Consider the following 22479-nt stretch of genomic DNA (forward strand, 5'->3'; position numbering starts at 1 on the left):
ACAAGGCCGCCACGGGGAGGCTGGGCGTCTGGCAAGGCGGTTGCCAGGTGCGCAATGATACCGGCGGGCCATTGGGGTGGGAGGGCGACGGTGCGGCTGACGCTGCCCTGACGGGTGTGCCCGCCAGGGCCGGGTAACGCGCCCGGCTGCGGGAAACCCCGCTAGGGGCCGTGTGGACACACTTTGATACTGGTGCGGCAGCTTCCACCCCACTGGTGGAGCGCCCTGCACCGACACAACTGCTCCCACCATGACCCATTTTGATTTTGTATTGGCCCCCGTGTCTTGTTTCCTGAGGGCGCACCGCAGCGCCAGGCGCTTGGTGGCCGCCGGTGGCCTGCTGATGGGTGCGGTGCTGGCGCCACCCGTTCATGCCCAGATCGGCAGCACCACCCCCGTGCGCATTGGCGTGGTGGGGCCATTTACCGGGCCGTCGGCCGACTTTGGCGTGCCCATGCTCAATGGCATCAAGCTGGCCGTGGACGAGATCAATGCCGTGGGCGGTTATCTGGGGCGGCCGCTGGAGCTGGTGGTCAAGGACGACACGGCCGACCCGGAACAGGGCCGCAAGGTGTCGCAAGAGCTGCTCAATGACAAGGTGGTTGCCACCATCGGGTTTTGCAACACGGGCGTGGCGCTCAAGTCCATCGACCTGTTCCAGGAGGCCAAGAGCCCGCTCATCGTGCCCTGCTCCACTGGCACGGCGGTCACGGCTAAATACCCTTCGCCGCAAAGCTATATCTTTCGGGTGCAGGGGCGTGATGCGCTGCAGGCGCCCTTCATGGTGGAGGACATCGTCAAGCGGGGCTGGGACAAGGTGGCCATCTTTGCCGACACCACGGGCTACGGCGAGGGCGGCTACGCCGACGTGGTGGCCGCCCTGGCTGCCAAGAACCTCAAGCCCGTGTATGTGTCGCGGTTTGCGTTGGGCGTGAAAGACCTCTCGGCCGAACTCACGGCCGCCCGCAGCGCGGGTGCCAATGTGATCTTCAGCTACACCGTGGGCCAGGAAAACGCCGTGATTGCCAATGGCAAGAAGGCCTTGAACTGGAAGGTGCCCCAGGTGGGGCCGTGGACACTGTCGTTCCCCTTTTTCCTGGAGGGCGCGAAGGACGCGGCCGAAGGGGCGCTCATGGTGCAGACCTTTGTCGCCGAGCCCAGCAACGAGCGCCGCGCGTCTTTCCTGTCGAGCTACACCCGCAAATACCAGCGCAAGGTGGCCGTGCCCATGGCCGCAGCCAACGCGTACGACGCCACTTACCTGCTGATGTACTCGTTCCTGGGTATCCGCGACGGCAATCTGAACGGCAAGGCCATCAAGGAAGCGCTCGAAGGCAAGATGAAGACTTACTACGGCGTGGTGTCTACCTACGAAAAGCCGTTCAGCGTGGAGGACAAGGACGCGATCACCCGCAACATGCTCGTGATCGGCATGGTCAAGAACGGAGCCATCACCTTTGCCTACCCCGAAGACGCCAAACGCAATCTCATCATCCAGCGCAAGCAGTAGCTCCGTGTGGGTGGTGCGCTGCTCGCCGTTGGCGAGGGCGCCCCACTGACTTTGCGCTGACCATCCCCGCAGGCCGCGCACCGGTCTGCCAAGCGCAGCACAGACAATAGCGCCCGTGCTCTCCGTCCTTCTTATCACCTTCCCCTTCTTCGCCCTGGTGCTCTGCGGCTATCTGGCTGCCAGGCGCGGGGTGCTGCCCCAGCCCGCCATCCCGGGGCTGAATGCCTTCGTGCTGTACTTTGCGCTGCCGTGCATGCTGTACCGGTTTGGCGCCAGTACGCCCATTGGGCAACTGCTGGACCCGGCCGTGGCGGGCGTGTATGGACTGTGCGCGCTGGTCATGGTGGGCGCCACGGTGGCGCTCACGCGCAAGGCGCATATCGGCTGGAACGACGCGGCCTTTGGCGCGCTGGTAGCGGCCTTTCCCAACACCGGCTTCATGGGGGTGCCGCTGCTGGTGGCGCTGCTGGGCGCGCAAAGCGCGGGCCCGGCCATCGTCACCATTGTGGTGGACATGGTCATCACCAGCTCGCTGTGTATTGCGCTGTCGCGCCTGGATGGCGCGGGTACCCACGGCGTGGGTGTGGCATTGAAGAGCGCCTTCAAGGGCATGGCGACCAACCCCATGCCCTGGTCGATCGCGCTGGGCGCGCTGGCATCGGCCCTGCAGTCCAAGCTGCCCGTCCCGGTGGACAAGACCATCGCCATGCTGGCTGACGCGGCCTCTCCCGTGGCGCTGTTCACCATCGGCGCAGTGCTGGCCCGCTCGCAGATGAACCAGCACGAACAGGTGCCTGCACGCGACTACGTGCCGGTGGCTCTGGCCAAGTTGCTGGTCCACCCGCTGCTGGTGTGGAGCGTGGGCACTGCCGCCATGGCGCTGGGCGTGCCGCTCACGCCGTTTGCGCTCACCGTGCTGGTGCTGCTGTCAGCGCTGCCCAGCGCCAGCAATGTGTCGCTGCTGGCGGAAAAATTTGGTGCCAACAACGGGCGCGTGGCGCGCATCATTCTGGTGTCTACCGCACTGGCGTTTCTGAGCTTTTCGGGGGCCGTGGCTCTGTTGACCTGAATGCTCTGTTTTTGATAGCTTTCTGCGCTTTGTTCATAAGCGGCTGAGGCTGCAAATGCCACCCAGAGCCCTTTGGGGCCTCAAATCGTCAACGGGTCCACGTCCACCAGCCAGCGCACCACGCCCTTGTGCTCGGGCTGGCTGCGTGTGGTTTGCAGCACGGGCTGCCATGCCACCAAAAAACGCTGCAGTGCGGCGCGGCTGCCGCTTTCCATCAGCATCTGCGCGCGTTCCACATTGGCCACGCGCTGGATGGTGAGTGGCACGGGCGGGAACAAGGTCACCACCTCCAGCCCCGGCAGGTCCGCCGCATGGGCGGCAGCGGTGGCGGCCCTCAGAAAACCCTGGGCGACCTCCTGCGTGCGCGCATCGGCCCGCACCAGGGCCTGGTAGGCGAAGGGTGGCATGGCGGCCTCTTCGCGCTCCTTCAATTGCTGGGCGGCAAAAGCCTCGTAGTCGTGCTTGCGCAGCGCCTCGTACACGGCATGTTGGGGGTGAAAGCTCTGCACCCACATCTCGCACGGCGTGCCCTGCGCGGCCATATACGCCGCGTCGCGCCCGGCCCGGCCAGCGGCCTGCATCAACAGCGCAAACAGCCGTTCGGGTGCGCGAAAGTCGCTGCTGAACAGCGCGCCATCGGGCTGCACGGCGGCCACCAGCGTGATGCGGCGGAAGTCATGGCCTTTGGCGATCATCTGCGTGCCCACCAGCACATCCACTTCGCCGGAATGCACCTGCGCCAGTTGCGCCTCCAGCGCGCCCTTGGCTTTGGTGGTGTCTGCGTCGATGCGGGCGATGCGGGCAGGGTTGCGGTCGGGGCGCTGCACATTGCGCAGCAGGGCGGCCAGTTCTTCTTCCAGTTGTTCGGTGCCCCGGCCCATGGGATGAATGTCGGGGCTGCCGCAGGTGGGGCAGTGAAACGGCACACGCACGGTGTAGCCGCAGTGGTGGCAGCGCAGGGTGCGATCGGTTTTGTGAAAGACCTGGTGTGCGCTGCAGTGCGGGCAGTCGCTTTTCCAGCCGCAATCCACGCAGTGCAGCACGGGCGCGTAGCCCCGGCGGTTGAGCAACACCATGCTTTGCTCGCCGCGCGCCACGCGCTCGGTGATGGCCTGCAGCAGCGGGGCGCTGAACACCGCGCGCCGGGGCTGCTGGTTCATGTCCACCCGCCGCACACGGGCCAGGGCGCCTGCGCCGATGCGGCTGGGCATGTGCAGCCGCACATAGCGCCCGCCTTCGGGGTCTTCGGGTGTGGGCGGGCGGCTGGCGTGCCAGCTCTCCAGTGAGGGCGTGGCCGAACCCAGGAGGACTTTGGCACCCTGCTCGCGCCCCCGCCAGATGGCCAGGTCGCGCGCCGAGTAGCGGGCGCCTTCTTGCTGCTTGTAGCTGGGGTCGTGCTCCTCATCGACCACGATGAGCTTGAGCCCCGGCAGGCTGGCAAACACGGCCATGCGTGTACCGAGCACGATGCGCGCCGTTCCGTTGTGCGCGGCCAGCCAGCTCTTGAGGCGCTGGGGGTTGGTCATGCCGCTGTGCAGCGACACCACGGCGCCCGGGCCAAAGCGCGGTGCAAAGCGGCTGACAAAACGCTCTTCGAGCTGGGGCGTGAGGTTGATCTCGGGCACCATCACCAGCGCCTGGGTAGGGAAAGCGCCCTCGGGGTCGGCCTCCAGCACTTCCTGCACGCAGCGCAGATACACCTCGGTCTTGCCGCTGCCGGTGCTGCCAAACAGCAGGAAGGGACCATTTTCCGAAGAAATTCGGGCTCTAGCGCTTTCCTGTTCTGCGGTAAGTGCTATGTTTTGAATAGCATCTTGCGAGTCCCCTGCCGCGAGCGCCGGGCGGCGCAGGCGCCGCGCCAGTTGCTCAGGCTGCAGGTCGCGCAGTTGGGGAGGCAGGGCGGCCAAAGCGACCTCGCCCAGCGCACGCTGGTAATAGCGTGCTGCAAACGCCACCAGGCGGCGCCAGGGCATGTCCAGCGGCGCCACGCCTTCCAGCACCCCGGCAATGGCGCGCAGGGTGGCGCCATCGGGCAGCTCGCCCGTCGCTTCGTCGGCATCCCACACCACGCCCAGCACTTCGCGTTTACCCAGTGGCACACGCACCAGCGTGCCGGGAGCAAGCGGGCGCTCACTGGCGTAACTCAGCAGGTCGCCCACACCGCTGTGCGCCGGGGTGTGCAAGGCAACGTGGACGATGGCAGTGTGGATAGGCACGGGCTATGAGGGCAGAGGGGCGCTTGGGTGGTGTTGTGGATGTTACGTAGAGGTTTGGCTGCTAAGTGCTTGATTTGAATCGGGAGTGGGAGTAATCCCGAATTTCTGTGGATAACTTTGTTGACATCCTTGCTCAACGGCCGCCCAAGCCGCATGAAACCTGGGTGCTGACAGATTGCCCACAAAACCGGCATGCCAAAAAAATCCTTATGAATCAATCATCTGAAGAATTTTGGCTGCAAATTTTGTGCTATGGGCCGGTGAGCCAGTCATGTTGCGCTGCATCACGGTTTGTGTGCATAAGTCGGACATCAGCGTTTCGTCAAGCGGCTGGAGATCCCCAAATTTGTGCTAGCGGGCCTGCTCCATGTTCACTGATTTCTCCGGTTTAGGCTGCAAGTGCTTGATTTGACTGGATATTTGCAAACAATCCAGAAATTCTGTGGATAACTTTGTTGATATCTCGTGGGTTTGCTTCGCAAGCCCTTGAAAAACCGTGCTTTCGCTGGATTGCCTGTCAAAAAAGCAGAGGGCTAAATACGTTTGAATTCAATGACTTAGCGTAGTGCACTGGTTTTTTTGGAAACCAGTGCGCCGTCGGCCATTTACCCGATCAGCGCTCCAGTTTTGTGCATAAGTAAGCCGGCAAGGCTGTGCCGGGAGGCTTTAAGCCTGCCGTTGCGCGCGCGAATGGCTGTGCACGGCCTCCACGAGCGCCGACACATGCTCGGGTGGCGTGAACTGGCTGATGCCGTGGCCCAGATTGAAGATGTGGGTGGGGCCGGTGGTGGTGCGGTCGGTGTGGGGGGCACCAAAGCTGTCGAGCACCTTGTGGACCTGCTGCACGATCTGCGCGGGCGGCGCAAACAGCACGTTGGGGTCGATGTTGCCCTGCAGCGCCTTGCCAGGGCCGCCCACGGCACCACCCACCAGGGCCCGTGCCTTGGCCAGGTTGGCCGTCCAGTCCAGGCCCAACACCTCGCAGTCGAGCGGCTTCATGTCTTCGAGCCACAGGGCGCCGCCCTTGGTGAAAACGATACGCGGCACATCGGTGCCATCCACGCCGGTGCGCTTGAGCTGCGCCAGCACGCGCTTGGTGTAAGCCAGGCTGAACTCCTGAAACGCACCATCGGCCAGCACGCCGCCCCAGCTGTCAAAAATCATCACGGCCTGGGCGCCCGCGTCGATCTGGGCGTTCAGGTACGCGGCCACGCTGTCGGCGTTGATGGCCAGGATGCGGTGCATCAGATCGGGGCGGCTGTACATCAGGCTTTTGACCAGTCGATAGTCGTCGCTGCCCTTGCCTTCGACCATGTAGCAGGCCAGCGTCCAGGGGCTGCCCGAAAACCCGATCAACGGCACGCGGCCATTCAGTGCCTTGCGGATGCTGGTGACGGCGTCAAACACGTAGCGCAGCTTGTCCATGTCGGGCACGGCCAGCTGCTCCACAGCGGCTTCGTCGCGCACCACCTTGGCAAACCGTGGGCCTTCGCCTTCGGCAAAGGTCAGGCCCAGGCCCATGGCGTCGGGCACGGTCAGGATGTCTGAAAACAGGATGGCGGCATCGAGCGGAAAACGCTCGAGCGGCTGCAACGTGACTTCGGTGGCGTAGTCCACATGGGTGGCCAGGCCCATGAAGCTGCCTGCCTGGGCGCGGGTCGCCTTGTATTCAGGCAGGTAGCGGCCCGCCTGGCGCATGAGCCACAGGGGCGTGTAATCGGTAGCCTGGCGGCGGCACGCGCGCAGGAAGGTGTCGTTGGAGAGGGGTGCAAAGCTCATCGCCTTATTGTCGCAGGCCGGACGGCAAGGCCTGGCGCAGCGCGCTGCGGCTGAAGCGGGTGCGGCAGAGGCCAGCGCCACGGTGGCTCCGGCTTTGCGGGTCTGCAGGGGGCATCCCCTGTGGGGTAAGCCGCGAAGCGGCTCAGGGGGCGCTACCGCTCGGCAATGTAGTGCGACATGGTGGTGACCTCGCCCGGTGCGAGAAATGCCCTCACTTCGGTCTCCAGAGCCTGGTCGGCCATGGTGGCGCGTGCACGTTGGTGCAGGTAGTCGGCCCAGGACTCGACGATGAAGCGCTCCACATAGCGCGAGGGCTCGCCGAGGTCCTTGTAGATGCGCCAGAACGTAGCGCCGTCGCGGCGGCGCGGCGCCTTCATGCGGCTGATGGTGTCCAGAAACGCGGCATCGGTGCCAGGGGCGATGCGGTAGCCCACCTCCACGGCCACAGGGCCAGCCTCCGGCAGGGGCTCTGCCTCGATAAAGAGTTCATCCCAGGGCGTGGCCTGGGTGACCTCATGCAGAGCACCCATGCGCAGTGGCATGGGGCGTGCCAGCAGCAGGCCCGCGCCCATCAGTGCGGCCGCTACGCACAGCGTAGGGGTGAGTCCGATGAGGTCAGACGATGCCCCCCAGAACGCCGAGCCCATGGCGAACGCGCCCAGCGCGGCCACCATGTGCATGGCCACGGCGCGGGAGCGCACCCACTGCGGCGCGCTGGCCTGGGTGGCGGTGTTGAAGGTGGACATGGCTGACATCCACGCGGCGCCCGCGAACAGCATGGCGATATACACCACCCACGCCATTTTGGTCAGGGCCGCCACCAGCATGGCGGCGGCAAACACCACACCACCGGTGCCGACGATGACCTCCAGGCCAAAGCGCGCCCGCAGCCGCCCCAGCACCAGGCCCACGCCCACGGCACCGGTGCCCAGGCAACCCATCAGCAGGCCAAAGCCCTGCGCACCCGTGCCCAACTGGCGCTGTGCAATCACCGGCAGCAGTGCCCACAGGGCCGAGCCCGCTGCGCTGAACGCCATCACCCGCACCAATTGCGCGAGGATCATGCGCGAGTGCCAGGCAAACCGCAGGCCGCTCAGGGTGCCGCCCCACAGGCGCTCGGCGGGCAGTTTGGACGGCGGGTGTGCTTTGGGTGGCCAGCGGCGGATGGACTCCCACATCACCAGCGTGGTGGCGACCGTGACGGCAAACACCCAGCCTGCGCCCAATTGCGCAAACACCAGCCCGGCCATCGTGGGGCCCACGGCGCGTGCGGCGTTGTAGGCAATGCTGACCGCCGTGATGGCCTGGGGCCACTCGTCACGCGGCACGGGGTCGATGACCGAGGAGTTCCAGGCCGGCGTGAGCACCGCCGTGCAGCAGCCGCAGATGAACACCAGGAACAGCACCGACGCCGGGCCGCTCCAGCCGCCCAGCGTCAGCAGCGTGAGCAATGCACAGGCCCCGGTTTGCGCCAGCAATGCGCCGGAGATCAGCCTCCGGCGGTCTGTGGTGTCGGCCAGCACACCCGCCGGCAGCGCCAGCAGAAACATGGGCAAAAACACGGCAGTCTGCACCAGCGCCGCCAGGAACGAAGAGCCCGTCAGCTCCACCATGAGCCACGCGGCGGCCATGGTCTGCATGCCGCTGCCGATAAAAAACACCCCGCCACAGATCCACAGGCCGCGAAACGCTGGTTGGCGCAAGGGGCTCCACAAAGAGGTCGATGGCGAGGACATGGGCGTGGAAGGCTGAAGGGTCTTGTTGGGACGGTGTCAAAAAGAGCACACAGGTCGTGCCAGTGCGCCATGCGTCGAGGATATAGCCACCGGGCCGTTTGGGGGTTGCGCTTGCGGGTTGTCCCTTGCAGGCGATGGCCAAGGCATCGTTCGGGGTCGCAGAGCCTGTTCGCGGTTTCTTTGCCATCGCACAGATACCTTGCCCGAGCGGTGGACGTGAGGTGGGGCGATGGCACGCCACGGCAATCTGCAGACCGACAAGGTGCCGGCGCTCAGTCGGTGTGCCGACCGCCCCGTAGGCGATAGGTGCGAGGTACATCGGTGCGCGTGGTGACCAGCGCCTCGGCGCGTTGCTGCATATCGGCGAGCGCCAGGTCCAGCATTTGCACGGACTGCGCGTCCAGGCCGGCCAACAGATCCTGGTTGAGTGCCTTCACCTGAGGGAACAGGCCGTCGTGCACGGCTTGCCCTGCAGGTGTGAGCGACAAAACAGCTTGGCGCCGGTCGCCTGGCATGGCGTCGCGGGTGACCAGCTTCTTGGCCAGCAGTGAGGTGATGGCGCGCGAGGTGCGGGCCCGGTCCAGCCCCAGGCGCTGCGCCAGTTCAGCCGGTGGCATGCCTGGTTGCTGGGTCAGCACCATGAGCAGGCCCCACTCGCGCCGCGTGATGCCATAGCCCCCTTCGCACAGTCGCACCACCAGACTGCCCGCCACGGCCAGAAGGCGGTTCAGGCGGTACATCAGCAGGTCATTGGCGGCCATGGGGTCGGTCAGGCGGTGGCCGGGCGGGGCGGGGGCATGGGGCGCCGGGGCAGGCTCGGGCATCAGGGTATTTCCGGGCAAGAATTGATTAGATCAATTGATTGTGTGGCCAATACAGTGGGTCCATCAACCCGCGCGAGCCGGCGTTGGTTTTCTTTCGTTCATGCCCTGGAGACCCTGACCATGTGGAAACCCCTTGTTTCGGTGCTGGCTGCCACGCTGGCCCTCTCTGCGTCCCTGGTGCAGGCGCAGGAGGCGCCTCTGCGCATCGTGGTCGGCTACGCCCCCGGCGGCGCCACCGATCGCGTGGCCCGCATCGTGGCCGACAAGCTGGGCACCAAGCTAGGCACACCGGTGATCGTGGAGAACAAGACCGGCGCAGGCGGTCGGCTGTCGGCCCAGGCCGTGAAGGCCGCACCGGCCAACCAGCCCACACTGCTCTTGGCCAATCCGGCTGTGATGCTGGTGGCGCCCCTCGTGTTCCCGGATGCGGGCTATGACCCGGAGCGCGACTTCCGCCCTGTGAGCCATGTCAACAGCTACGAATTTGGTGTGGCCGTGGCCAGCGCCGTGCCCGTGAAGGAGCTACCGCACCTGATGGCCTGGCTGCGCGCCAACCCCGACAAGGCCAACTTTGGCGTGCCTGCCACAGGCAGCCTGCCGCATTTCTTTGGGCTGATGGTGGGCGATGCCGCCAAGGTGCGCGCCGAGGTGGTGGGCTACCGGGGCTCGGCACCGCTGCTCAACGACCTGCTGGGCGGCCAGGTGCCGGTGGCGTTCGACACCTTCGACACCCTGCTGCCCCAGCACGAGGCCGGCAAGATCCGCATCCTGGCCGTGTCTAGCGCCAAGCGCAGCCCCCTGGACGCCAAGATCCCCACGTTCAAGGAAGCCAGCATGGACCTGGCCGCCACGGGTTGGAACACCTTCTTTGCCCCCATGAGCATGCCCAAGGCCCAGGCCGAACGCCTGTCCGGGTTGATTGTCGAGGTGATGAAAGACCCCGACACCCAGCGCAAGTTCGAAGCCGCCAAGATGGAGCCCGTGGTGGCCACCATGGCGCAGACCGAGGCGATGCTCAAGGCCTACCGTGCGCAGTGGGCGCCCGTGGTGCAACGCTCTGGCTTTAAACCTTGATGTCCATCTGCTTTCACCCAACACCCAACCGTTCACGCTGAGCCTGCCGAAGCGCCGCGCAGGGCTTCGACAAGCGCAGGCCGAACAGTTGTTATGCACCGAGTGCAACGCCGCCCCGTAAAACGCCCATGTCCCAGCGCCCCAACATCATCTTCATCGTTGCCGACGACCTCGGCTATGCCGACCTGGGCTGCTACGGCGGGCGTGAGGCAGGTTTCGGCCCGGTATCGCCGGTGCTCGATGGCCTGGCCGCCAACGGCCTCCAGCTCACCCAGGGCTATTCCAATTCGCCGGTCTGTTCCCCCACGCGGTTTGCGCTGATGACGGCGCGCTACCAGTACCGCCTGCGCGGCGCGGCCGAGGAACCCATCAACAGCAAGAGCCGGGGCAGTAACACGCTGGGCCTGCCGCCCGAGCACCCCACGTTGCCCTCGCTGCTGCAAGGCGCAGGCTATCGCACGGCGCTGATGGGCAAGTGGCACCTGGGCTACCCACCAGCGTTCGGGCCGCTGCGTTCGGGCTACGAAGAGTTCTTCGGGCCCATGTCGGGCGGGGTGGATTACTTCACGCACTGCAGCTCGGGCGGCCAGCACGACCTGTATCTGGGCGAGGCGGAAAAGCAGCAGGACGGTTACCTCACCGACCTCATCACTGACCATGCGCTCGACTACGTGGAGCGCATGGCGCCGGGTGCACAGGCAGGCAACCCCTTCTTCCTGAGTCTGCACTACACGGCCCCCCACTGGCCGTGGGAGACGCGCGACGACGAAGCGCTGGCGCAGGAGGTCAAGGGCAATCTGTTCCACCTGCACGGCGGCAACATCGAGACCTACCGCCGCATGATCCACCACATGGACGAGGGCATCGGCCGCCTGATGGCGTTGTTGGAAAGGCAAGGTTTGGCGCACAACACGCTGGTCGTCTTCACCAGCGACAACGGCGGCGAGCGCTTTTCGGACAGCTGGCCCCTGGTCGGCGGCAAGATGGATTTGACGGAGGGTGGCATCCGCGTGCCCTGGATCGCCCACTGGCCCGCCGTGATCGCCCCCGGCGGCGTGAGCGCGCAGACCTGCATGACCATGGACTGGTCGGCCACGATGCTCGATGCTGCCGGTGTGGCCGCACATGCGGACTACCCGCTCGACGGCCGCTCGCTGATGCCGTTGCTGCGCAATGCATCGGCGCTGAACGAGCCCGCGCTGTTCTGGCGCATGAACCACCGGGGCCAGCGTGCCATGCGCCAGGGCGACTGGAAGTACCTGCGCGTCGATGGCAACGATTACCTGTTTGACCTGTCACAGGACGAGCGCGAGCGTGCCAACCGGGGCCCCGTGGAGCCCCAGCGGCTGCAGGCCATGCGGGCGGCATGGGACGCGTGGAACGCCACCATGCCGGTCATTCCCGGGGATGCCACGGTCAGCCTCGGTTATTCCGTCAAGGACATGCCGCAGCGCTGAAGCAGCAGGAACAACCCCCCTGCGCCGCTTCGCGCAGTCCCCCTTCTCTTAAATGACTGCGCCATTCGGTGAGGGGGACGCAGTCAGTGCGGCGGGGCGGCCCTTGCGCGGCGGCCCTGGCTTTGACCGCGCGCCATCAATGGGTTTGATAGCTTCTTCACGCTGCAGCCGGCGCGGCCACATGCTCGCGCCGCTGCACGATCACAAAGCGGTCGGCCACGAAGGCCAGGTTGGTGTAGCTGGCGTTGGCGGCCGGGTTACCACCCGTGGCGTGGTAGTCCGAGAACGAGGCGGACTGGTTCACGAACACTCCCTGCGTGAGGTTGATGGACAGGGCCACACGCGTGCGCCGGCCCAGGGCCACGGCGGCGTCGATGTAGCCACGGTCCGTGGAGTACACGCCCAGGGTCAGCGCGCCGTGTTCGCGCAGCGTGGCCTCGGCCACCTGCAGGCTGGCGGCACCGGAATCGGTGGCCACCAGATATGACACGGGGCCGAAACATTCCTGGCTGTAGATGGCGCTGTCGGCCTGCTCCAGCGCCACGATCACCGGCGTGTGGATCTGTGCATTCGCGAACTCGGGGTGTGGCAGGGCGCGCGATGCCAGCACCAGGCGACCCTGGCCGCTGGCCTGCTGCATGCGGGCCAGTGTGTCGGGTGAGCCCAAGGCGCCCAGCACCGACGTGGCCACGCGCGGGTTGGACGCCAGCTCCGTCACAGCGGCGGCGAGGTCTGCACCCACCTGCTCGAAGCTCTTGGGGCCCTCGTCGGTTGCAATGCCACCGCGTGGCACCAGGATGTTTTGCGTGGTCGTGCACATCTGGCCGCTGAACAGCGACAGCGCGAACGCCAGGTTGCGCAGCATGGCCGCGTACTGGTCGGTGGATTCGATGATGACCGTGTTCACCCCGGCCATCTCGGCATACACACGGGCCTGGCGGGCATGGTCGATGAGCCAGCGGCCAAACTGGTTGCTGCCCGTGAAGTCGATGCTCGCCACCGCGCTGTGGGTGGCCAGGGCCTGTGTGTCCTCGGCGCGCGGGCTCAGGGCCAGGGTGACCGTATTCGGGTCCAGGCCCTGCTCGGCCAGCACGTCCCGCAGGATGCTGACGGAGATGGCGGCGGGCAACACGGCATTCGGGTGGGGCTTGACGATGACGGGGTTGCCTGTGGCCAGGGCGGCGAACAGACCGGGGTAGGTGTTCCAGGTGGGGAAGGTGGCGCAGCCGACCACCAGCGCCACGCCGCGGCCCACGACCTCGTAGTGTTTTTGCATCACCAGTGGCGGGTTCTTGCCCTGGGGCTTGTCCCACAGCGCTTCACCGGGCACGTCGGCCATGGCCTTCCAGGCATAGGCAATGGCTTCCAGTGCGCGGTCCTGCGCATGGGGGCCGCCGGCCTGGAAGGCCATCATGGGGCCCTGGCCGGTGGTCAGCATCACAGCGTGTGCGATCTCGTGGCTGCGGCGGTGGATGCGCACCAGCGCCTCCAGCAGCACGCCCACGCGGCCCTGCGCGCCCAGCGCCTGCCAGGCGGGCTCGGCGGCCTGGGCCGCAGCTACCAGCGCCTGCACATCGCAGTCGGGGTAGCGCACATCCAGTGCCACGCCGTAGGGCGAGCGCTCGGTGGCCAGGCGGCCCCGTTCGCCGGGCTGCAGCAGCGGGTAGTCCTTGCCCAGCAAGGCGTTGACGGCTGCCTGGCCATCGGCCTGGCCGGTTTCTCCATAGACCTTGGGCGAGGGCGATTCGGGGAAGGGTGTCCAGTGGCCGCGCGTGGCAAGGGCGTTGAGGGCGCCGTCCAGAAGGGCGCGGTGGGTATCGAACAAGGGCATCAATTTGTCTCCGGTGAGGGTTTGCCCTGATCGGTTTGACTTGCGTCAGGGTTGTGGAAAGTTTATTCTCTACCGAACGGTCGGTCAATAATGTTTGCGATCGATCAAAACTAGCTTCTCCCACTTTGGTAGGCAGGAACATCCATGTCCGAACCCCTGGTCCTCGTGACGCAATCGGGCGCCGTGCAAACGCTGGCGCTCAACCGGCCCTCTGCGCTCAACAGCTTCACGGCGGAGTTGCACGCGCAACTGCTGGCCGCGCTGGAGGCGGCAGCGGCCAACGCCGAGGTGCGCTGCGTGGTGCTCACGGGCACGGGCCGTGCCTTCTGCGCGGGGCAGGACCTGGCCGATCCGGCGGTAGCGCCCGACCTCACACCCGGCGCCACGCCCAAGGATCTGGGTGGCGTGATTAGCAAGCTGTATGGCCCGCTGTGCCAGCGCATCCGCAGCATGCCGATTCCGGTGATTGCGGCCGTCAATGGCGTGGCTGCGGGCGCCGGGGCCAACCTGGCGCTGGGCTGCGACCTGGTGTTGGCGGCGCGCTCGGCCAGCTTCATTCAGGCTTTCACCAAGATTGGCCTGGTGCCTGACACCGGCGGCACCTGGTTGCTGCCGCGCCTGGTGGGCCGCGCGCAGGCCCTGGGCCTGGCACTGCTGGGCGACAAGCTGCCTGCGCCCGACGCCGAACGCCTGGGCCTGATCTGGCGCTGCGTGGACGATGCAGCGCTGCAGGACGAAGCGCAGGCCCTGGCCCACCGCCTGGCCGCCATGCCCGTCAAGGCGCTGGTCGCCACGCGCAATGCCATGGACGCCGCCACGCAGATGGACTTCGGCCAGGCCCTGGCACAAGAGGCTGCGGTGCAGCGCACCTTGGGCGCATCCGCCGACTACCGCGAAGGCGTCGAGGCCTTCATCGGCAAGCGCGCACCCACTTTCACTGACCGCTGAACCCGCCCATGGACTCCACCACTTCTTTGACAAGCCCAGAGGCCGTTGCCGAGCATGTGCGCAGCGGCATGTTTGCGAATGACCGCGCCACGCAAGGCCTGGGTATCGCCATCATGTCTATCGGCCCCGGGCGGGCCACGCTGGAGATGACCGTGCGTGTCGACATGCTCAACGGCTTTGACATCTGCCACGGCGGCTTCATCACCACGCTGGCCGATTCGGCGTTTGCCTTTTCGTGCAATGCGCGCAACGAGATGACCGTGGCCTCGGGTCTGTCGATCGACTTTCTGGCGCCAGCGCGCGAGGGTGATCACCTCACGGCTGTGGCCAACGAAGTTTCCCTGGCGGGGCGCACTGGCGTGTACGACGTGAACGTGCACAACCAGCGCGGCGAGACGATTGCCGTGATGCGCGGCCGCTCGTATGCCATGAAGGGCCGGCCCACCGTGCCGCTGGGCACTGCTGCCCGCTGAACGCTCACACCGATAACCACAGGAGACATCCATGGCCGTGCGCCAACCCGCTCCGGGCGACCTGGAGCCCATCGAAACCGCCAGCCGTGACGAGGTCCAGGCACTGCAGCTGCAGCGCCTGCGCTGGACGCTGCAGCACGCCTACGACAATGTGCCGCACTACCGGCGCGCGTTCGATGCCAAGGGGGTTCACCCGTCCGACCTCCAGCAGCTGTCCGACCTGTCGAAATTTCCTTTCACGGTCAAGAAGGACCTGCGCGACAACTACCCCTTTGGCATGTTCGCCGTGCCGCGCGAGCAGGTGGCGCGTATCCATGCTTCGTCCGGCACCACTGGCAAGCCCACCGTGGTGGGCTACACGCGCAAAGACATCGACACCTGGGCCGACCTGGTGGCGCGCTCAATCCGCGCTGCGGGTGGGCGCGCGGGTGACATGGTCCATGTGGCCTATGGCTACGGCCTGTTCACGGGGGGGCTGGGCGCGCACTACGGTGCTGAGCGCGCGGGCTGCACGGTGATCCCCATGTCCGGCGGCCAGACCGAAAAGCAGGTGCAGCTGATCCGCGACTTCGGGCCCAGCATCATCATGGTGACGCCCTCGTACATGCAAGTCATCAACGAGGAGTTCGTGCGCCAGGGGCTGGACCCGCGCGAAAGCTCGCTCAAGATCGGCATCTTTGGTGCCGAGCCCTGGACCGAGGCCATGCGCCGCGAAATCGAGACCAAGTCGGGCATCGATGCGGTGGACATTTACGGCCTGTCTGAAGTGATGGGCCCGGGCGTGGCCAGCGAGTGCATCGAGAGCAAGGACGGCCCGGTGGTCTGGGAAGACCATTTCTACCCCGAGATCATCGACCCCGATACCGGTGAAGTGCTGCCCGATGGCCAGGAGGGTGAACTGGTGTTCACCTCGCTGAGCAAGGAGGCGCTGCCCATGATCCGCTACCGCACACGCGACCTCACGCGCCTCTTAGCGCCCACCTCGCGCGCGTTCCGGCGCATGGGCAAGATTGTGGGCCGCTCGGACGACATGCTCATCATCCGTGGCGTGAACGTGTTCCCCACGCAGATCGAAGAGATCGTGCTGCAGAACGAAAAACTGTCGGGCCAGTACCAGATCGTCGTTGCGCGCGACGGCAACCTCGACCGCGTGACCGTGCGCTGCGAGTTGCAGCCGGGCATCTCTGACGGCGATCGCCCTGAGCTCACTGGCTGGGTGCAGCACCGCATCAAGACCCTGGTGGGCATCACCTGCCAGGTCGAGGTGCTGGCCACTGATTCCATTGAACGTACGCTGGTGGGCAAGGCCCGCCGCGTGATCGACCAGCGCCCGCATTGAGCCACCGGCGCACCCACCGCATCCACCGCACACAAGGACATCACCATGTACACCCAGGCTATGGACACCATGGGCAAGGACGGCGGCGACGCCAAGACCTTGCGCAGCGCCGAAGAGTTGCAGCGCCAGGCACAGTTTGACGCGCGCATCGATGCGGGCGAATTCATCGAGGCCAAGGACTGGATGCCCGAGCACTACCGCAAGACCCTGCTGCGCCAGATCAGCCAGCATGCGCACTCGGAGATCGTGGGCATGCTGCCCGAGGGCAACTGGATCACGCGCGCGCCCACGCTCAAGCGCAAGGCCATCCTGCTGGCCAAGGTGCAGGACGAAGGCGGGCACGGCCTGTACCTGTACGCGGCGGCTGAGACCCTGGGCTCCTCGCGTGACCAGATGCTGGAGGCGTTGCACACGGGCCGCGCCAAATACAGCTCCATCTTCAACTACCCCACGCTCACCTGGGCCGACATGGGCACCATCGGCTGGCTGGTGGATGGCGCGGCCATCATGAACCAGGTGCCGATCTGCCGCTGCTCGTACGCCCCGTATGCGCGGGCCATGGTGCGTATCTGCCGCGAGGAGAGCTTCCACCAGCGCCAGGGTTACGACGCGCTGCTCACCATGATGCAAAAGGGCACCGACGCGCAGCGCGCCATGGTGCAGGACTCGGTCAACCGCTGGTGGTGGCCGTCGATCATGATGTTTGGCCCGCCAGACGACCAGTCGCCCAACTCCGCGCAGTCCATGCGCTGGGGCATCAAGCGGGTGTCCAACGACACGTTGCGCCAGAAGTTCATCGACGCCACCGTCGAGCAGGCCAAGGTCTTGGGCGTGACCCTGCCCGACCCGGACCTGCGATGGAACGAGGAGCGCCAGGCCCACGACTACGGCGCCATCGACTGGTCCGAGTTCTGGCGCGTGATCGGCGGCGACGGCCCCTGCAACGAAGAGCGCCTGGGCGCCCGTGTCAAGGCCTGGGACGACGGTGCCTGGGTGCGCGAGGCTGCCCTGGCCCACGCCGCCAAACATGCGCCGCAGCCCCAGCGTGCCGTGGCGTGAGCGGGCCTTTTTGGGTCTTTTGAACAAAATTGGCTTACAGCGCAGATAAATAAAGCGCTAGCAGCTATCAATAAGTGAGCGTTTCACCGTCCCTAACGATTGGACCAGGCACACCATGAGCAATCCCGACCACACCGCCCCAGCCCCAGGCACGGCCGCTGCCGCTGCACCCACCCCTGCACCCGCCAACGAATGGCCCCTGTGGGAAGTCTTCGTGCGCAGCAAGGCGGGGCTTGACCACAAACACTGCGGCAGCCTGCACGCTGCCGACCCGCGCATGGCCATCCAGCTGGCGCGCGACGTCTATACCCGGCGCCAGGAAGGCACCAGTGTCTGGGTGGTGCGCTCCGACCAGATCGTGGCCAGCGACCCGGGCGAGAAAGACATGTACTTCGATCCTGCCCAGGACAAGGTCTATCGCCACCCCACCTTCTACGTGCTGCCCGAGGCCGTGGACCACATGTGAGCGCACCCACCATGCAAGCAACCAGCCTTTGTATCAGCCGCGATCCGTCCGTTCAATACGTGCTGCGCCTGGCAGACACCTGCCTGATCCTGGGCCAGCGCCTGGGCGAGTGGTGCGGCCACGGCCCCATCCTGGAAGAAGATATCGCGCTGTCCAACATGGCACTGGACCTGGTGGGCCAGGCGCGCGCACTGCTCACCCGGGCGGGCCAGCTGGAAGGCAGTGGGCACGACGAAGATCAGTTGGCCTTCCTGCGTGACGAGCGCGACTACGTCAATCCGACCCTGGTCGAACTGCCACGCGGCGACTTCGCCTTCACCATGGTGCGCAACGCCATGGTCGCCACCTTGCTCAAGCTGCTGTGGCAGCGCCTGGCAGGCTCCAGCGATGCTGAGCTGGCCGCCATCGCTGGCAAGGCCCTCAAGGAGGCGCGCTACCACCAGCAGCATGCCGCCGACTGGGTGGTGCGCCTGGGCGACGGCACCGCCGAGTCGCGTCGCCGCACCGAAGCCGCACTGACCACGCTGTGGCGCTACACACCGGAGCTGTTTGTGGCCGACGCGGTGGACGATGCCGCCCACGCCATGGGCCTGGGCCCCCGATGGGCCGACCTGCAGGGCGCCTGGACCGAGGAGATGGCGCAGATCTTTGCGGCCGCCAGCCTGGCGACACCCCAAGCATCGGCCTTTCGCAGCACCGGCCGCAACGGTGTGCACAGCGAGCACATGGGCTACATCCTGGCCGAGATGCAGCACCTGCAGCGCAGCTTTCCGGGAGGCGTGTGGTGACACCCACCCCCGCCATCTGCGACACGCCCGCCGGGGGACATGCCCCGCAGCCGGGCGGGGCCCCGTCGCGCATTGAGCGTGCGTGGGAGGTGCTGGACGGTGTGCTCGACCCCGAGGTGCCAGCGGTCTCCGTGCGCGACCTGGGTATCGTGCGCGACGTGCGGCTGGCGGGCGAATCGCTCGATGTGGTGCTCACCCCCACCTATTCGGGCTGCCCAGCCACCGAGGTCATCGAGCACGACGTGCTGGCTGCCATCGAGGCCGCAGGCCTGGGGCCCGCCTACGTCACACTGCAGCGCGCACCGGCCTGGACGACCGACTGGATCACCGAACAGGGCCGCGCGCGCCTGTTGGCCTATGGCATCGCACCGCCCGGCCCGCTGCCGCCGGGCACCGAGGTGCCCTTGCGTTTCATGCCACGCGCGAACGCCGTGGCGCCTGCGCTGGCCTGCCCGCGTTGCGGCAGTCTGCAGACCGAGCGCCTGTCCGCCTTCGGCTCCACGGCCTGCAAGGCGCTGTACCGCTGCCTGGCCTGCCGCGAGCCCTTCGAGCACTTCAAGCCGTTGTGAAGCCCCCTTCTTCGCCCCCACACAAGACACCGACATGAGCGTCATCTTCCATCCCCTGCGCGTGCGCGCCATCGAGCCTGACACCGCCGAAGCCGTCATCGTCTCCTTCGACGTGCCGCCCGAGTTGCGCGAGGTCTTCGGCTTTACCCAGGGCCAGTACCTCACGTTGCGCACTGACATCGGCGGCCAGGACCTGCGCCGCTCGTACTCCATCTGCGCGGGTGTCGACGACGCCGAGCTGCGCGTGGGCGTGCGCAAGGTCAACGGCGGCGTGTTCTCCAACTGGATCCATACCCGACTTCGGGTGGGCGACACCCTGCAGGTCATGGCGCCGCAGGGCCGATTCTTCGTTCCCATGCAGCCCGGTGCGCAGCGCCACTTCCTGGGCATCGCCGGCGGCAGCGGCATCACGCCCATCCTGTCCATCATGAAGACCGTGCTGGCGCGCGAGCCACGCAGCCGCTTCACGCTGATCTATGGCAACCGCACGCTGCAGTCCACCATGTTCAAGGAGGAGATCGAGGACCTCAAGAACCGCTACCTCACGCGCCTCGTGCTGCACCACGTGTTCTCGGCCGAGCAGACCGATGCGCCGCTGAACATGGGGTTCGTCAACCGCGAAAAGCTCGCCGAGTTCCTCAAGGCCCTGATCCCCGCGCAGAAAATCGACGAGGCCTTCATCTGCGGCCCCTTCCAGATGAACGACGAGGCCGAGGCCGCGTTGCTGGCCGGCGGCGTGGCGGCCGAACGCATCCATGTGGAGCGTTTTGGCGTGGCCCTGCCGATCAATGGAAGCGGTGGTGGACAGGTGGGCGCAGTGGTGCACGAAGCCCTGCCCGGTGACGCCAAGACCGCGCGCATCGCCATCGTGCGCGACGGTCTGCGGCGCGAGTTTTTTTTCTCCCAGGGCCAGGCGAGCATTCTGGATGCCGCATCGGCTGCGGGGCTGGAGGTGCCGTTCTCTTGCACGTCAGGGGTGTGTGGCACCTGCCGCGCGAAGTGCGTGGAGGGCGAGGTGCGCATGGAACGCAACTTTGCGCTCGACAAGAACGAGGTGGCCGCAGGCTTCGTGCTCACCTGCCAGTGTCGGCCACTCTCGGAGAAGGTGGTGCTGTCGTTTGATGAGCGGTAAGGGTGATGGCGCTGGCGGATGCCGTATCGCACGATGCCCGTTCCTTGCGAGGGCGGTATCGATGGTATGGACGGTGTGGCCGAAAACATGCGGCAAGATGGCGGCCCTTCACTTCAGGATACAAAGGAAAACTGCCCATGGCCCGAGGCCGATCTCCCGGATACGACGACCAGCGCGAAATGATCCTGCGCCACGCCGCCGAGCTGTTTGCCCGCCGTGGCTACCCGGCCACGTCGATGAACGAGGTGGCCGAGGCCTGTGGCCTGTCCAAGCCCACGCTGTACCACTACTTTCGCGACAAGTACAACTTGCTGGTGCACATTGCTGACGGCCATGTCTCTCGCCTGCAGGCGCTGGTAGAAGAGGTGGAGGGTAAACACCTCGAACCCGAGGCAAGGCTGCGTGAGCTGATCCACCGCTTCGTCGAGGAATACGCCGAGGCCCAGCATGCCCACCGTGTGTTGACCGAGGATGTGCGCTTTTTGCAGCCCGAGGACAGCGAACGCATTTTGGGCAAGGAGCGCGCCGTGGTGGCCGTTTTTGCCCAGGCGCTGGCGCAGATGCGCCCCGACACCGACGCTGCAGGCCTGACCAAGGCGCTGACCATGCTGCTGTTCGGCATGATCAACTGGATGTTCACCTGGCTCAAGCCCGATGGCGAGCTGGACTACGAAACCATGGCACCCATCGTGGCCGACCTGTTTTTTGGCGGTTTTCCCGCCGTGCGAATGCCGCCGCCTCTGGCCGAAAGGCCAGCCCGTCCATGACAATGCCAAGGCACGCACACCGTGCACCAATCACCGGCCGCGAAGAGCCGGAACCCCGCCAGGGCGCCTTTCTGCGCTGACCTTTTCCCCTTCCTTCACAACGATCCACAGGAGACAAAAAGCATGCTGTTCCGTTTCACACAACTCGCGCTGGTGGCTGCCGCCGCTGCCATGGTCTGCGGCGCTGCCGTGGCTGACATCACGGTCGGCGTCACGGTGTCGGCGACCGGCCCCGCCGCATCGCTGGGCATTCCCGAGAAGAACACCGTGGCCCTGATGCCACGCACTATCGGGGGCGAAAAGGTCAACTACATCGTGCTCGACGACGCGTCGGACACGACCACCGCCGTGGGCAACACGCGCAAGCTGATCAGCGAGAGCAAGGTGGACATCATCCTGGGGTCGAGCACCACGCCCAACTCGCTGGCCATGATCGATGTGGTGGCCGAGGCGCAGACACCCATGATCTCCATGGCCGCTTCGGCGCGCATCGTCGAGCCCATGGACGCCAAGCGCAAGTGGGTGTTCAAGACGCCGCAGAACGACATCATGATGTCCCTGGCCATCGTGGATCACATGGCCAATGCGGGCGTGAAGACCGTGGCCTTCATCGGCTTTGCCGATGCCTATGGCGAAGGCTGGTACCAGGAGTTCGGCAAGGCGGCAGCCCTCAAGAAGATCCAGATCGTGGCCAACGAGCGCTATGCGCGCACCGACACCTCGGTGACGGGCCAGACCCTGAAGATGATCTCGTCCAAGCCCGACGCAGTGCTGATCGCTGGCTCCGGCACACCTGCTGCGCTGCCCCAGAAGGCGCTCAAGGAGCGTGGCTTCAATGGCAAGGTCTACCAGACCCACGGCGTGGCCAATGCCGACTTCCTGCGTGTGGGCGGCAAGGATGTGGAAGGCACCTTCCTGCCCTCGGGCCCGGTGCTCGTGGCTTCGCAGCTGCCCGCCTCGCACCCGGTGAAGAAATCGGCCGCCGCCTACGTGGCCGCGTACGAAGCCGCCCACGGCAAGGACAGCGTCTCCACCTTTGGCGCCCATGGCTGGGATGCGGGTGTGCTGATGACCGCTGCAGTGCCGGTGGCTCTCAAGAAGGCCAAGCCGGGCACGGTGGAGTTCCGCATCGCCCTGCGCGATGCGCTGGAGCAGATCAAGGAAGTGCCCGGCGCACACGGCATCTTCAACATGTCCGAGAACGACCACCTGGGTCTGGATCAGCGCGCCCGTGTGATGGTCAAGATCGAGAACGGCACCTGGAAATACCAGCCGTAAGCACCCCCTGAGGCGCTGCGCGCCTTCCCCCTCTCTCGCATTGCTGCGCAAGGCGGGAGGGGGACGCTCCCGGTGCGGCGGGGCGGCCCTTGCACGGGAGCGCTGGCATTGGCCGCGCCGGTTGCCTGGGTCGTTTGCGGTGCGGGAGCTTCGAGAAAGACGGG

General features: G+C 66.1%; 19 protein-coding genes. 14 read left to right on the forward strand and 5 right to left on the reverse strand.

Translation table 11 applies throughout. The annotated features are described in order from the left end of the window. The first annotated feature begins 343 nt into the window (after nucleotides 1–343). Together CLU85_RS03200 and CLU85_RS03205 are read left to right on the forward strand one after the other, a co-directional pair. Nucleotides 344–1510 carry an ABC transporter substrate-binding protein gene (locus CLU85_RS03200; protein WP_100412349.1) on the forward strand — a complete coding sequence of 389 codons (1167 nt, stop codon included), beginning with the start codon at nucleotides 344–346 and terminating at the stop codon, nucleotides 1508–1510. Nucleotides 1511–1625: 115 nt separating this feature from the next. Further along, a complete protein-coding gene (locus CLU85_RS03205) occupies nucleotides 1626–2579 on the forward strand; it encodes an AEC family transporter (protein ID WP_100409016.1) in 954 nt (317 codons plus the stop codon). Nucleotides 2580–2659: 80 nt separating this feature from the next. On the opposite strand, the gene priA is transcribed toward CLU85_RS03205, so the two are convergent. The 4 genes from priA to CLU85_RS03225 all read right to left on the reverse strand — a co-directional run bounded on the left by priA (nucleotide 2660) and on the right by CLU85_RS03225 (nucleotide 9134). After that, complete coding sequence (gene priA / locus CLU85_RS03210; protein WP_369858302.1) at nucleotides 2660–4789, reverse strand: primosomal protein N'; 2130 nt, start codon at nucleotides 4787–4789, stop codon at nucleotides 2660–2662. 672 nt (nucleotides 4790–5461) lie between these two features. Next, entirely contained in the window at nucleotides 5462–6574 is a 1113-nt protein-coding gene (gene hemE / locus CLU85_RS03215) for a uroporphyrinogen decarboxylase (protein WP_100409018.1), read from the reverse strand. 152 nt (nucleotides 6575–6726) lie between these two features. Continuing rightward, nucleotides 6727–8310 (reverse strand): MFS transporter, encoded by a 1584-nt coding sequence (locus tag CLU85_RS03220; protein WP_100409019.1) that lies wholly within the window; start codon nucleotides 8308–8310, stop codon nucleotides 6727–6729. Nucleotides 8311–8582: 272 nt separating this feature from the next. Continuing rightward, complete coding sequence (locus CLU85_RS03225; RefSeq protein ID WP_100409020.1) at nucleotides 8583–9134, reverse strand: MarR family winged helix-turn-helix transcriptional regulator; 552 nt, start codon at nucleotides 9132–9134, stop codon at nucleotides 8583–8585. Between the two features lie 120 nt (nucleotides 9135–9254). Here CLU85_RS03225 and CLU85_RS03230 point away from each other — a divergent pair, with 120 nt between their 5' ends. Together CLU85_RS03230 and CLU85_RS03235 are read left to right on the forward strand one after the other, a co-directional pair. After that, nucleotides 9255–10208 carry a tripartite tricarboxylate transporter substrate-binding protein gene (locus CLU85_RS03230; protein ID WP_100409021.1) on the forward strand — a complete coding sequence of 318 codons (954 nt, stop codon included), beginning with the start codon at nucleotides 9255–9257 and terminating at the stop codon, nucleotides 10206–10208. A 128-nt stretch (nucleotides 10209–10336) separates the two neighbouring features. Continuing rightward, nucleotides 10337–11665 (forward strand): sulfatase, encoded by a 1329-nt coding sequence (locus tag CLU85_RS03235; RefSeq protein WP_100409022.1) that lies wholly within the window; start codon nucleotides 10337–10339, stop codon nucleotides 11663–11665. Nucleotides 11666–11822: 157 nt separating this feature from the next. On the opposite strand, the gene paaN is transcribed toward CLU85_RS03235, so the two are convergent. After that, nucleotides 11823–13496 (reverse strand): phenylacetic acid degradation protein PaaN, encoded by a 1674-nt coding sequence (paaN, locus tag CLU85_RS03240; protein WP_100409023.1) that lies wholly within the window; start codon nucleotides 13494–13496, stop codon nucleotides 11823–11825. A 144-nt stretch (nucleotides 13497–13640) separates the two neighbouring features. Between paaN and CLU85_RS03245 the strand changes: the two genes are divergently transcribed. The 10 genes from CLU85_RS03245 to CLU85_RS03290 all read left to right on the forward strand — a co-directional run bounded on the left by CLU85_RS03245 (nucleotide 13641) and on the right by CLU85_RS03290 (nucleotide 22315). After that, a complete protein-coding gene (locus CLU85_RS03245) occupies nucleotides 13641–14444 on the forward strand; it encodes an enoyl-CoA hydratase-related protein (protein ID WP_100409024.1) in 804 nt (267 codons plus the stop codon). 8 nt (nucleotides 14445–14452) lie between these two features. Then, nucleotides 14453–14917, forward strand: a complete 465-nt coding sequence (gene paaI, locus CLU85_RS03250) for a hydroxyphenylacetyl-CoA thioesterase PaaI (RefSeq protein WP_100409025.1) — start codon at nucleotides 14453–14455, stop codon at nucleotides 14915–14917. Nucleotides 14918–14948: 31 nt separating this feature from the next. Continuing rightward, complete coding sequence (gene paaK / locus CLU85_RS03255; RefSeq protein ID WP_100409026.1) at nucleotides 14949–16256, forward strand: phenylacetate--CoA ligase PaaK; 1308 nt, start codon at nucleotides 14949–14951, stop codon at nucleotides 16254–16256. A gap of 45 nt (nucleotides 16257–16301) precedes the next feature. Further along, complete coding sequence (paaA, locus tag CLU85_RS03260; RefSeq protein ID WP_100409027.1) at nucleotides 16302–17315, forward strand: 1,2-phenylacetyl-CoA epoxidase subunit PaaA; 1014 nt, start codon at nucleotides 16302–16304, stop codon at nucleotides 17313–17315. Nucleotides 17316–17430: 115 nt separating this feature from the next. After that, nucleotides 17431–17781, forward strand: coding sequence for a 1,2-phenylacetyl-CoA epoxidase subunit PaaB (paaB, locus tag CLU85_RS03265; RefSeq protein WP_232727714.1), 351 nt, complete (start codon nucleotides 17431–17433; stop codon nucleotides 17779–17781). Nucleotides 17782–17792: 11 nt separating this feature from the next. Continuing rightward, entirely contained in the window at nucleotides 17793–18569 is a 777-nt protein-coding gene (gene paaC, locus CLU85_RS03270) for a 1,2-phenylacetyl-CoA epoxidase subunit PaaC (RefSeq protein ID WP_100412351.1), read from the forward strand. A gap of 14 nt (nucleotides 18570–18583) precedes the next feature. After that, nucleotides 18584–19138, forward strand: coding sequence for a 1,2-phenylacetyl-CoA epoxidase subunit PaaD (paaD, locus tag CLU85_RS03275; RefSeq protein WP_100412352.1), 555 nt, complete (start codon nucleotides 18584–18586; stop codon nucleotides 19136–19138). A gap of 34 nt (nucleotides 19139–19172) precedes the next feature. Then, nucleotides 19173–20270, forward strand: coding sequence for a 1,2-phenylacetyl-CoA epoxidase subunit PaaE (paaE, locus tag CLU85_RS03280; protein ID WP_100409028.1), 1098 nt, complete (start codon nucleotides 19173–19175; stop codon nucleotides 20268–20270). A gap of 137 nt (nucleotides 20271–20407) precedes the next feature. Further along, a complete protein-coding gene (locus CLU85_RS03285) occupies nucleotides 20408–21037 on the forward strand; it encodes a TetR/AcrR family transcriptional regulator (protein WP_100409029.1) in 630 nt (209 codons plus the stop codon). A gap of 123 nt (nucleotides 21038–21160) precedes the next feature. After that, on the forward strand, nucleotides 21161–22315 hold the full coding sequence (locus tag CLU85_RS03290; protein WP_198509130.1) for an ABC transporter substrate-binding protein: 1155 nt from the start codon (nucleotides 21161–21163) through the stop codon (nucleotides 22313–22315). Nucleotides 22316–22479 lie beyond the last annotated feature (164 nt).

The organism is Acidovorax sp. 69 (genome assembly GCF_002797445.1).
GTDB lineage: Bacteria > Pseudomonadota > Gammaproteobacteria > Burkholderiales > Burkholderiaceae_C > Acidovorax.